The organism is Hyphomonas sp. NPDC076881 (genome assembly GCF_050269995.1).
In the GTDB taxonomy this organism is placed as follows: domain Bacteria; phylum Pseudomonadota; class Alphaproteobacteria; order Caulobacterales; family Hyphomonadaceae; genus Hyphomonas.
Genome location: NZ_JBNNJJ010000002.1, coordinates 324139 through 336045, shown reverse-complemented (window position 1 = coordinate 336045; position 11907 = coordinate 324139). Strand labels below are relative to the sequence as shown.

Below are 11907 nucleotides of genomic sequence, written 5' to 3'. Positions count from 1 at the left end.
GACCTTCTTGTGGTTAGCGCCCAACCCCTCACGGTCGAGCAGAATGCCCAGCCGGCGATAACCAAACCGGCGGCGCGTCGCAGCGAGGGCCCGCAGACGCTCCCGCATGACAGCATCATCGCCTGCCTGTTTCTCATATTGGAACGTTGACCGATCCAGCTCAGCCAGCTTGCAGGCCCGACGTTCGCTCAGCTCGTGCACCTCCATCAGGTGCTGCACGGCCTTGCGTTTGACATCGGGCGTCAGAAGTTTTTTGAGGCAAGATCCTTCAGCGCTGCATTGTCCAGCATCGCCTCCGCCAGCAGGCGCTTCAGCTTGCCGTTCTCCGTCTCCAGCGTCCGCAGCCGCTGGGCATCGGACACCGTCATCCCGCCAAACTTGGCCTTCAGTTTGTAGAAGGTCGCATCCGAAAGCCCGTACTTGCGGCAGATATCTGCCGTCTTCACGCCGCTCTCGTGCTCCCGGATCATCGCGATGATCTGCTCGTCTGAAAATCTGCTCTTGCGCATGTGTCATCCTCTCTAATCGAGAGAGTCTGCAAAATCATGGCCGGAATTCAGGGGGCTGGGTCAAAGGCCTTAAAAAAGCCGGAACTCATTATCGCGATCGTGGGACGATTAGGCACCGATTTAGGATCGGTGATTGAAGCAATTGAAGGCGAGAGCGCAAAGTATCGGCATCAATTTTGTGAAGTCAGAGTGACAAGCTTGTTCCAATATTTGGAGCATAGTTATGAATTGAAAGCGTCAACTTCGGATCAAAGGATTGAAGCCTACATTTCAGCTTGCAATCAGTTGCGCAGTGATACTGCGAGGAAAGATATTCTCGCTTTACTCGCTTCAAATGTTATTCGCACAAAACGAGAGAGTATTCAGGGATCGGAACATTCGGGTACTGTTTACGTAATCAACCAAATCAAAAAACCAGAAGAAATTCAGACCTTAAAAAATATATATGGCGAAGCTTGTATCGTCGTTTCCTGCCATTCTCCATACGAATCTCGTATCTCGAGCCTCACAAAAAAGTTTCTGACTGAACATAGTGACCATGGCAAAAAAGATGCATGGAAAAAAACTGCTGAAGCTCTGGTTACAAAAGATGAGAAAGAACCTGATTCTTTCGGACAAAATGTAAGCGCCGCATTTCCCCTAGCCGATTGTATTGTAGATACTTCCTCCAGGGAAAATACATTGTCTGGCGTTGAGCGATTGTTCCGCCTCATTTTTGGAGATCCCAACCTCTCTCCTACTTATCAAGAGTATGGCAACAATACCGCTGCTCAGGCTGCACTAAGGTCCACCGACTTGTCCCGCCAAGTAGGGGCAGCGATTTTTGATGGTAGGCGAACCGTAATAGCAATGGGTTCGAATGAGGTTCCGAAATTTTCTGGCGGCACCTATTGGACAGACCATAAACACGATGGCCGCGACGCACTTCGTGGTTTCGATGAAAACACTCGCAAAAAACGCAACCTAGTAATCGATGTAGTAGAAAGGCTTCAAGAGAAAGGAATACTGCAAGCAGAGTGGGATTCAAAATCCCACGAAGAGCTAACTCGCAGTCTACTTGATGATGAGTCTGGCGCACTAGCGAACGCAGATATTTTGGGTATCTTAGAATATGGCAGAGCGCTGCATGCAGAAATGAATGCCATAACAGACGCGGCCCGCAGTCATACCTCGACCCAAGGCGCCACTCTATTCGTCACCACGTTTCCTTGCCACAATTGCGCGAAGCATATTGTTGGCTCTGGGATAAAGGAGGTTTATTTTTTGGAGCCGTATCCCAAGAGCGAGGCGCTAAGTCTCTATGATGATTCCATTGCTGTCGATCCAACAGTCTCGACGCCTGATAGGGTTTCATTCCAGCAATTTTGCGGCGTTACCGCGCAGCTATTTCATCTGTTTTCCAAGTCACGATTAAAAGACGAGAGGGGGCTTATGAGACCTTGGAACAAGGCCACGGCTCTCTGCCAACTTCGCAATTATCCAAGAGACTTCGAGAACTACGAGATACTGCAGTTATCTGAACTGGAACCCGCGCTTTTGAAGGCCCATATCGAGTTCGCCAAAGAACCCTAAAAGATAGGCGGTATCGCCACGCTCAACCTGTACTTTGGGTGCTTTGAACGAAGGATTGTGCCCGTCCATTCCACCAGCCACATATTCTCGCGCCTGCTGCAACACCGGGCCTTGCCAAAATAATCCCGCCAACTTATCCGCCCGTGTCCCCCACGCGCCCACATTACCCGCATCCTTCCCGCAGGAGCCGCGCCGGTACCGTTCGGTTTGTGGGAGGGTCGCCCCGGAGGATGGGAGGCGGTGGGAGTAACGGCCCGCAACCTCTCTAGGGACGTTGATCCAGGCAAGCCGGACCAAAAAGCCGGTAGAGAATCCCGACTGGCCCGCCTTGGTGTTTATCCAAGGTCACGAGAGTGAGGGTAAGTGGTCAAGGCCTGGCAGCGCCGAAGTCATCCCGAAAACTGCCCGAAACTCCGGGGGCAGCGCGGCGGGCGAGGTGCCCACACCGCAAACACAACTTCTTCTTCGGGCGCCGCGGCGCCCGCCGCGCCCGGCTCCATTTTGGGGGCCCCGAACTGATCAGACTCCGGATGGCTCCGCCAGTCCGGATACCCGCGTTTGGAAACACCTTGCGGGGCGCAGGCGCGCGCCCCTATCCACCCCTTCCCCCACCCCTCCCCCCTTGCTCTCCCACGCAGCACAGAAATTTGACGCCCCCGTCAACTTTGTCCCTTGACGCCCCTCGCGGAAAGGGGCCGCATGTCGCCAACAAACGGGAGGAATATATGGCAGATCTCAAGGGCAAGGTGGCGGTAATCACCGGCGCAGCAAGCGGCATCGGGCTGGCCGGGGTGGAAACCTTCATCGCCGCAGGCGCCAGGGTTATCGCCGGCGACATCCAGGATGAAAAAGGCAAGGCGCTGGAAACCCGCTTCGGGCCCGACAAGCTGCGCTTTGTCCATTGCGACGTGACCAACATGGATCAGCTCAAAGCCATCATGGACGCCGCCCCCGCCGCCTTCGGGTCGCTCGACATCGTCTGGAACAATGCCGGCCATGGCGGCACCCCCACCTCGGTGGAGGAGCTGGACCTCGAGGGCTACGACCACACGATGAGCCTCCTGCTGAAGCAGGTGTTCGCCGGCACCAAATTCGCCATTCCCCACATGAAGGCCAAGGGCGGGGCGATCATCAACACCTCCTCGATCAGCGCCGTTTCGGCCGGCTATGCGCCGATCACCTATTCGGTGGCCAAGAAGGGCGTGGCGCACTTCTCAAAGCTCGCCGCTGCCGAGCTTGCGAAATACAAGATCCGCGTCAACGCCATCCTGCCCGGCTTCATCGCCACCTCGATTTTCGGCGCCTCGCTCGGCCTGCCGCGTGAAGTGGCTGATCAGATGGCCGAAATGCTCTCCCAGGCAGGTGGCAAGATGCAGCCCATCGGGCGGGTCGGCAAAGGCACGGACATCGCCGAGATGGCGGCCTTCCTGGCGTCTGATGCGGCCGGGTTCATCACCGGCGGGGAATTCCTCGTCGATGGCGGCATGACCGTAGGCCCGCGCCATAGCTGGGACGAAACCGCCGCCAGCCCGGTGATGGAATCCCTCGGCATCAGCCCGGAACAGGCCGAGCAGATGCGCCTGGCCCAGGCCGCCGCCGCCGCTCAGTCCTGATCGGCCACGCGCAACCGGGGCACGGCTTCCACCGCCGCCAGCAGGTCTTCCAGGGTCGCCGCTTCCCGGAAGGGGCGGCCCTGATCGTCGCCCAGGGCATAGCCCGCTTTCGTGCGCGTCAGCGGAAAGCGCCGCCAATGGGCCCGCGACCGATAGATCCACACCGTCTCGGGGGGCTGGCCAACAGCGGCCCAACCGGTCCACATGTGGCCCGGCGGCAGGCTTCGCCAAAGCTGGTCAATCGCGTCGATATCTTCAGGTGAAAAGCGTAGCATGAACGGCAAGGCACCTTCTGGCTCTGAGGGATCTGTAAGTCGCCCCGGCCTGTCGGGCAATCTTCAGGGCGCATTGTGGATGCTGGTCTCGGGGGCAGGCTATACGCTGCACATCGCCCTCGCCAAGGAAATCACCGCCGATGCGCACCCGATTTTCCTCGCCTTCTGGCGCAGCTTCCTGGCCTTCGCCATTGCCATGCCCTTCGTGTGGATCGGGGGCGTGAAGATCCACACCACCCGCTTTGGCGCGCTGGTAACGCGCAGCCTGATCGGATCGGCGGGGTTTGTGTTCGGGCTGATTGCCATCTGGCCGATCTTCGGCCTGCCGCTGGCGGAGTTCAACGCGCTTTCCTTCACCCGGCCCCTTTTCGTGACGCTGCTGGCCATCGTGCTGCTGCATGAGAAGGTGGGGGTTCACCGCGGCGGCGCTGTGGTGATCGGCTTTGCCGGCGTGCTGATCATGACGCTGGTGCCCGCCCTTCTGGGCAGCGGCGGGGGCGCGCACCTGAACCTCGGCGCGCTGTTCGCCCTCCTCTCCTCGCTCTGCTTTGCGTTCACCATCGTGCTGGTCAAATCGCTGACCGGGGTGCACGCCCCGCTGGCCCTGCTGGTGTGGGCTAACATGCTGTCTTCCATCATCATTTTGCCCTTCGCGCTGTTCTTCTGGAGCAGCCCCGATCTCACCGGCTGGGCCCTCATCTTCGCCATGGCCTTTGCCGGCTTCGTGGCCCAGTTCTGCTTCATCAAGGGCATGTCTGTGGGGGACGCTTCGTTCCTTTCGCCGCTGGATTATGTGCGCCTGCCGATGGGGGCGGTGGCGGACTGGATCATGATCCGCCTGCTGCCCGGCCCCTTCGTCTGGCTGGGCGCGGGCATCATCATCACCTCCACCCTCTACATCACCTGGCGGGAACACCGGCTCAACCGGAAGAAGCCGGCGCTGCCACCCAAGCCTGTCTGATCCCCCCAAAAAAGCCCGCCAGAACGGCGTCAGGGCCGGTCATTTCCTGGACAAATCCGGACATTTCCGGACAGCGCATGGACAATTCCGGACAGATCCGCGCAAGGCCGGGACAGATTTTCCAGATTCCGTTTGTGAACAGATTACAGATCGTTTATTATTCACCCCATCTCAGGGGAGGCCAGCATGGCGAAGGTTCTTGTCACGGGCGCAACCGGTTTCATCGCCGGGCATGTCATCCACCAGCTGATCGAGGCGGGCCATGAGGTGACCGGAACGGCCCGCTCCGCCTCAAGGGCCGGCCCGCTGAACCAGACGCTCAGCGCCTATGCCGGGCGGCCTGTCTCCCTCCCCATCCGCGAGGCTGACCTTTCCTCAGACAAGGGCTGGGCGCAGGCATCCGAAGGGATGGATTACGTCCACCACATCGCCTCCCCCATTCCGGCGACCGTGCCGAAGAATGCCGACGAGCTGATTATCCCCGCCCGCGACGGGGCGCTGCGCGCGCTGAAAGCCGCCAAGGCCGCCGGCGTGAAGCGGGTGGTGATGACCTCCTCCATGGCCGCCTGCGCCTATGGCTGGGGCGACGCGCGGCCGAGCCCCATCACCGAGGAACACTGGTCTCAGGACAATGGCGCGGCGGACATGACGCCCTATATCCGCTCCAAGCTCGCTGCCGAGCGCGCGGCCTGGGACTATGTTCGCGCCGAGGGCCAGGGGCTGGAGCTGACGACGATCAACCCCGCCCTGGTGCTGGGCCCGGTGATGAGCGGGGACTTTTCCGCCTCGGTTCAAATCCTCACCCAGCTGATGTCCGGCAAGCTGCCAGGCACGCCGAAGGTGGGCTTTGTGGTGGTGGATGTGCGCGATGTGGCCGCCGCCCATGTGGCCGCGATGACCAGCCCGGCCGCGGCCGGCGAACGCTTTCTGGTGGGCGACCGGTTCATGTGGTTTTCGGAAGTGGCCGCCACGCTCGCCCGCGAATTTCCGGCCTATGCCTCAAAACTTCCGTCCAGGGACATTCCCGCCTGGATGGTCCACCTCATTGCGCTGGTAAACCCGCCCGCCAAACAGCTGATCCCGGAGCTGAACCGCGAACGGCATATCTCCAGCGAGAAAGCGCGGCGGGTGCTGGGCTGGCAACCGCGCACGAGCGAGGAAGCCGTGATCGCGGGCGCGCGGAGCTTGATTGAGGCGGGGGTGGTTTGAGGGGGGGCAGAAATTGCTGGAAAGAACTCCCATGATCTACCCTCTAAAATCAAAAATATGGTGCTCGACCCGATCTACATACGCACTGGCACATATGAACTAGTTTAATTTCTTCAGCGAGAATCCGTCTATTGTGGCAAAACAAGCACCAAAAGGGGCGACCATGCCGAATTGCCACGTCCTTCAACGCCTCATCGGAATCCAGTCGATTTTAAACGGCGTTCATCAAGCGAGCGCCTCTTTGTCTTCTAGCTCACGAGGACAGGAACGGCAGGCGTTCATTGATCAGTTTTTAGCTGGCGTACTACCCCCAATCTACCGATTTGGAACTGGTGACGTTACCGACGCAACGGGTGCTCGAAGCGGCCAACTAGACGTAGTGGTGGAGTATCCAATAGGCCCTTCACTGCCAAGCGTAGGGGGAGGCGCAAACGCAACTCGTCTATACTTGGCAGAATGCGTGGCCGCCGTAGTTGAAGTTAAGTCCAATATTGCAAATCAATGGTCGCAAGCACAACATACTGCAAGACAACTTGCTCCAATTCGCCGGCGTATCGGCGGCATGATGGTAATGGGAGACACCCCAACGCCGACGATCCCACTGTTTGTCGCCGGCTACACGGGTTGGAACAACATAGAAACTGTTAAGCGCAAATTGGAAGAAAACCCGGATATCGCTGGTATCCTTGTGATTGACGCTGGTTTGTTCGTATCCTCGCAGCAATACAAAGGAGTAAGTGTAAGAGGCCCTTGGGCGTTGTGGGCTTTGATTGTGGTATTGCACAGCATCACCAATTCACTCCAAGCCGCCTCAACCAGTCCAGTTGATTACGCCTTGTAGATTGCAACTGATACGCACCTCGTCTTCGCAAGCTTGAACGCTCAATAATTGATCCGCACAGGATTTAAACTTCTAACTCTACAATGCTGCGCCTTGAGCGGGGCGAAGCCGAGGCCGGCATAGACGCCGTGGGCGTCGGCGGTGCCGAGCATCCAGCGGCGGATGGTTTGCGTCTCCGGATGGGTCATCAGGGCGCGGACGAGATTGCGGCCAAGGCCCTGGCCGCGATGGGCGGGCACCACCATCACATCACACACCCAGGCGAAGACGGTGTAATCGGTCACCGCGCGGGCAAAGCCCGTCAGCGTGCCGGCCTCATCCCGCGCGAGGGCGCAGAGGGAGGCGGCGCAGGCGCGCTCCACCGTCTCGCGCGGAATGCCGGGCGACCAGTAGGACGCCATCAGCAGACCATCAGAAGCGCTTAGTCCAAACCATACTGATCGTGCGCGGGTTGGGCGGATTATTGTAGGGATCATACCCCAGATAACCATTCCGGATCGCCGGCGGCCGCTGGTCGAAGACATTTGCGGCAACGATCTGCAACTCCGTGTCATGGAATATCTCCGAGCGCATGAGGCGCTCAAGATCAAACCCGAGAAACACCGAGGCCGTGGTATAGGACCCAACCTTGGCAGGCGTATAGTTCGGTCTGTTGTCGGTGAAACCATCAACATAGTTGACCACAGTGCCCACCGAAACGCCGTCGCGCCCCCAAACGGCGCTTCCGTTCAGACGCAAGTCGGATGCCTGCGCATAGCCATCCGCACGCGACACGGGCGCGCCCGTTCCCGCCTGGAGATTGAGGTTGAGAATATGCTGGCCGGTCAGCTGGAAACGGGCCACACCACCAAACAGATCCGTGTCGTAGGCGATCTCGAGGTCGATGCCATCGGTGAACTCGACGGCAAAGTTCTGTGGGCGGATGTCGATAATGACCTGAACCTGGGAAAGCAGATCGGCGGGTATCTCGCTTGCCGCATTCCAGACAATCGTGCGGCCATTATTCACGAATGGAACATTGGCGGAAAACCAGCGGAATGTCGTCGGATTGTTCACGATACTGCTTATCTGCTCAGCCGTGGGGTCGAGTATGTTGAAGCGTTGCAGATCAGCCAGTGTAGCGGCATCGGCTTGGGAAGGCGTGACCACGCGGCCTTCAATCTCGATCCGGTAATAGCCTGCCTTGATCGACAGGCCGGGAATGCCGGCTGGCGTCAAGTCGATACCGGCGGTGAACGTGTCGGCCTGCTGTGTGTTCAGATCGGGATTGGCACCCGCGCGATAGATGACAAGCGCGTTACCATCTGGCAGGGCCGGATTCTGGCTCCCCTCCGGCAGATAGGGGAAAGGCTGGCTCCAGAACGAAACCTGTTCTGCGATCCCGATGGTATTGCGGAAGCGTGGAACAAGGAATGAGCGAGAATACGTGCCGCGCAGCGCGACCGAGCGATCAATCTCCCAACGCAGACCCACTTTCGGTGCCAGCGCCGAATCGAACTCTATATCCTCGTAACGGAGGGCAGCCGACATCATCAAGCTCCGGGTCAGCGGCACACCCATCTCGGGACTGACGACCGGCACGCTCAGTTCACCGAATACCGAACTTGCCCGTCTTTCCCCACCGGCCTTGTGGAAGAAGATCGCTGCGTCGGTTTCAAGCGTTTCCTCACGATATTGCGCTCCGCCGGCAATCATGAGAGGGCCTGCCGGGAGAGACATGAGCGCCGTCTGTGCGGTCACTTCGGCAACGAGCAACGTATTCTCGTGATTGTAGCTGGAGACGTAGCCGCTCCCATAGGTCAGGACACTTCCCGAATCGGTGGCGCCATAGTCGAGGTAGACATCCATTGCGGTTTCATCCTCGCCATCCCAATGCAGATTGGCGTTGACCGAATAGCCCGTCGCCAGGCTTTCATAATCACGGTTGCTATTGGGGGTATTGGGATAATCCAGGCGCGCATACCGGTCGCGCCGGAAATATGATCCGTCAACGGAAAGGTCGAATATGCCGATCTTCTGCTGGATTCCGGCATAGTAGCTGCCCAGGTCTTCCTGCGGAAGCTGGCTGATCTGAAGCGGCGTGGTCCCGGAGATCACGGGGTCGGTGACGAACTCGTCGCGGCGCTGGTAACTCGCCATACCGTACAGGCTCCCGCTTTCCCAGCTCTTGCCCGCCAGTGCGCTTGCATCCCAGCTCTTCGCGCCGGTTTCAGTCATGACACCGCCGCGCATGCGCACTTCGATTCCATCGGTGGCCTTGCGCGTCACGATGTTTACAACCCCGGCAACCGCATCAGCGCCGTAGGTCGCGGAGGCGCCATCGGAAATGATGTCGATACGATCGATCAGCGCGGAAGGGATCACCGAAATGGTCGGCGATTCGATCATGCCGACCGACGCCATCCGCCGCCCGTTCACCAGGGTCAGCGTCGCGTCGGAAGCGAGGCCACGCAAGGCAAAGGCAGCAAAAGCGTCGTACTGATTGTAGGAGGTTGCTGTGCTCAATGTAGAGCCGATACTTGTCGCCGCCGTACCGAAATCGCTTAGGTCAGATGCGAAGTTCTGCGGGATGGTGAGGATGTATTCCGACATCGCGTTTGCGCCTGATCGCACGATGTCGGTTTTTCCATGAGTGAATACGGGGCTCGCGACATACTCCCGCGGAAGACCGCGGATCAGCGACCCGGTGACAACAACCGTTTCCTGTCTCGATTCCGTCTCTGTCTCGGCGCCCTGATCAGCCGAAGCGGCCACGTCAGGCGCTTCCTGCGCCCAGGATTGGGCAAATGCCGGACACACGAAAATTCCACCGGCCAAAGCGGCCGCTACCCATAAACGGTTCATTACATCCTCTCGGTATATTATAACATTACAATTCGGATAATCTCGGATGTCAAGGCACCGGCCGCGCCCATCTCGGAACAAATTGTGCTGGTTGCCGAGAGCCGGCTGAGGAGCCGCAGCCCCCCATTTCTCACTGGCGCAGGATCAATTTCGAGGGGTGGACGGCGGCCCGCGCACCCTGTTTCACGGCTCTCCAGTGCCGCGAGGCCGGGGGTTGAGGGGTCCTCAGCCCTCCCCGGCTGTTCCCGGCGCGGTGAGATTGTCGTGCAGGGCGCGGATGCGGGCGTTGAGGTCGCGCAGGTCATCTGCGGACATTCCGGCCTTTGCCATCAGGTTTGCGCCGACACAGCCTGCCTCCAGCCGCAGGGCGCGGCCCTGATCGGTGAGGCCGATCAGCACCTGACGCTCATCCTGGGGGTTGCGCACGCGGGTGAGATGGCCGGCCGCTTCCAGGCGCTTCAGCAGCGGGGTGAGCGTGCTGGGTTCCAGTTCCAGCTGGCCGGAAAGCTCGCTGACGGATTGAGTGTCCCGGTCCCAGAGCAGGTTGAGCACTAGATATTGCGGGTAGGTGATGCCCAGCCCGTCCAGCACCACCTTGTGGACCCGCTGGATGGCGAGATTGGTGGCGTAGATCGTGCGGCAGATATGCTCGCTCAGCGGCGGGGGCAGCGGGGGATTGGGCGCGGTGAGCCTGGGCATGTGGTATTCCTTTATGGCGCGGGGGCGAAAGAGACCCTTATCGCGAAATTACCTATCGCGATAAAATAATACTTGACGCCGAAAAGGCAATCTCTTACCTGATGTTTATCGCGATAAGGGTTATCGCAAAAACCAATCGGAGCCCACCATGATCAAGTCCCTGCTTTCTGCCGTTGCCCTTTCTGCCCTGGCCGCTGGCCAGGTTTCTGCCGCCGGCCCTGCCCCCACCCCCCCTGCCCAAGGAGAAATTCAGATGTCCATGATCACCGCCAAAGATGGCACCCAGCTGTTCTACAAAGACTGGGGCCCGAAAGACGCCCAGCCCATCGTGTTCCACCATGGCTGGCCGCTGACCGCCGATGACTGGGACGCCCAGATGCTGTTCTTCCTGTCGGAAGGCTACCGCGTCGTTGCCTTTGACCGCCGCGGCCAGGGCCGCTCTACCCAGACAGATGTGGGCCATGACATGGATACGTTCGCGTCCGACACGGCCGATCTCGTTGCCGCGCTGGACCTGAAGAACGCCGTGCATATCGGCCACTCCACCGGCGGGGGCGTTGTTGCCCGCTATGTGGCGCAGGCTGAGCCGGGGCGCGTGTCCAAGGCCGTCCTGATCGGCGCGATCACGCCGGTACTCGGCCAGATCGAGAGCAACCCGGCCGGCGTGCCGCTGGAAGTGTTTGAAGGCTTCAAGGTGGCTCTGGCGAAGAACCGCGCCGAGTTCTACCGCGAAATCCCCTCGGGGCCCTTCTATGGCTTCAACCGGGAAGGCGCCGTGGTCAGCGAAGGCCTGATCCAGAACTGGTGGCGCCAGGGCATGATTGGCAGCGCCAAGGCCCAGCTCGACACGATCACCGCCTTTGCCGAAACGGACTTCACTGAGGATCTGAAGGCGATCACCCTGCCGGTGCTGGTGATGCATGGCGGGGACGACCAGATCGTTCCGGTGGACGAAACCGCCCGCCGTGCCGCCGCCCTGCTGCCGAACGGCACGCTGAAGGTCTATGACGGCCTCTCGCACGGCCTGTTTGCGACGCATCCGGACGTGATCAACGCCGACCTTCTGGCCTTCATCAAAGGCTAGAGGCGCGCGCCAGACAAAAGGCCCAGGCCGCCCGTCAAAGGTGGCCTGGGCTTTTTTCGCCGCATTAAACTTCAGAAATCGTAGGCGATGCCTTTCCGCTCCCAGTCTCCGAAGCGGGTGGGCTCAATGTTCTTCGGGCCGCCGATTTCGTCGCTGGGCAGGGCCGCCTCAGCCCGTTTGCGGGCGTCGGCCTCTTCCAGCGCGCGGCGGGCCGCTTCTGGCAAGGCGGCGCGGCGGGCGATCTCTTCTTCTGACAGTTTACCGGTCATTAAAATCTTTCCGTGTCATTCACCCTTTCCC

Annotated in this window: 11 protein-coding genes and 1 pseudogene; 6 read left to right on the top strand and 6 right to left on the bottom strand. The window is 59.6% G+C overall.

The features are described 5' to 3' along the window. A pseudogene (locus ACQKI2_RS03645) lies at positions 1-509 on the bottom strand (transposase); the annotation flags it as partial. Between the two features lie 36 nt (positions 510-545). On the opposite strand from ACQKI2_RS03645, the gene ACQKI2_RS03640 reads away from it, so the two are divergent. Next, positions 546-2081 carry an anti-phage dCTP deaminase gene (locus ACQKI2_RS03640; RefSeq protein WP_427378361.1) on the top strand — a complete coding sequence of 512 codons (1536 nt, stop codon included), beginning with the start codon at positions 546-548 and terminating at the stop codon, positions 2079-2081. Positions 2082-2806: 725 nt separating this feature from the next. Beyond that, on the top strand, positions 2807-3694 hold the full coding sequence (locus ACQKI2_RS03635) for an SDR family NAD(P)-dependent oxidoreductase (RefSeq protein WP_427378360.1): 888 nt from the start codon (positions 2807-2809) through the stop codon (positions 3692-3694). Here the strand turns inward: ACQKI2_RS03635 and ACQKI2_RS03630 are convergent. Continuing rightward, positions 3685-3969 (bottom strand): hypothetical protein, encoded by a 285-nt coding sequence (locus ACQKI2_RS03630; RefSeq protein WP_035600774.1) that lies wholly within the window; start codon positions 3967-3969, stop codon positions 3685-3687. The two genes, ACQKI2_RS03635 and ACQKI2_RS03630, sit on opposite strands and share 10 nt — an antisense overlap. Here ACQKI2_RS03630 and ACQKI2_RS03625 point away from each other — a divergent pair. The 3 genes from ACQKI2_RS03625 to ACQKI2_RS03615 all read left to right on the top strand — a co-directional run bounded on the left by ACQKI2_RS03625 (position 3968) and on the right by ACQKI2_RS03615 (position 6980). Beyond that, positions 3968-4930, top strand: coding sequence for a DMT family transporter (locus ACQKI2_RS03625; RefSeq protein ID WP_427378359.1), 963 nt, complete (start codon positions 3968-3970; stop codon positions 4928-4930). The two genes, ACQKI2_RS03630 and ACQKI2_RS03625, sit on opposite strands and share 2 nt — an antisense overlap. A gap of 186 nt (positions 4931-5116) precedes the next feature. After that, a complete protein-coding gene (locus ACQKI2_RS03620; protein ID WP_427378358.1) occupies positions 5117-6139 on the top strand; it encodes an NAD-dependent epimerase/dehydratase family protein in 1023 nt (340 codons plus the stop codon). 163 nt (positions 6140-6302) lie between these two features. Continuing rightward, the gene (locus ACQKI2_RS03615) at positions 6303-6980 is read left to right on the top strand and encodes a DUF6602 domain-containing protein (protein WP_427378365.1); all 678 of its coding nucleotides are present in this window, start codon (positions 6303-6305) and stop codon (positions 6978-6980) included. A 41-nt stretch (positions 6981-7021) separates the two neighbouring features. On the opposite strand, the gene ACQKI2_RS03610 is transcribed toward ACQKI2_RS03615, so the two are convergent. From ACQKI2_RS03610 to ACQKI2_RS03600, 3 genes are all read right to left on the bottom strand, one after another. Next, entirely contained in the window at positions 7022-7381 is a 360-nt protein-coding gene (locus ACQKI2_RS03610; protein ID WP_427378357.1) for a GNAT family N-acetyltransferase, read from the bottom strand. A gap of 10 nt (positions 7382-7391) precedes the next feature. Continuing rightward, entirely contained in the window at positions 7392-9824 is a 2433-nt protein-coding gene (locus ACQKI2_RS03605; RefSeq protein ID WP_427378356.1) for a TonB-dependent receptor plug domain-containing protein, read from the bottom strand. 225 nt (positions 9825-10049) lie between these two features. Then, on the bottom strand, positions 10050-10523 hold the full coding sequence (locus ACQKI2_RS03600) for a MarR family winged helix-turn-helix transcriptional regulator (protein ID WP_427378355.1): 474 nt from the start codon (positions 10521-10523) through the stop codon (positions 10050-10052). Between the two features lie 253 nt (positions 10524-10776). On the opposite strand from ACQKI2_RS03600, the gene ACQKI2_RS03595 reads away from it, so the two are divergent. Then, positions 10777-11607 (top strand): alpha/beta fold hydrolase, encoded by an 831-nt coding sequence (locus ACQKI2_RS03595; protein ID WP_427378354.1) that lies wholly within the window; start codon positions 10777-10779, stop codon positions 11605-11607. A 71-nt stretch (positions 11608-11678) separates the two neighbouring features. Here the strand turns inward: ACQKI2_RS03595 and ACQKI2_RS03590 are convergent, their stop codons facing one another. Then, complete coding sequence (locus ACQKI2_RS03590) at positions 11679-11876, bottom strand: DUF1674 domain-containing protein (protein WP_427378353.1); 198 nt, start codon at positions 11874-11876, stop codon at positions 11679-11681. Positions 11877-11907: the final 31 nt, after the last annotated feature.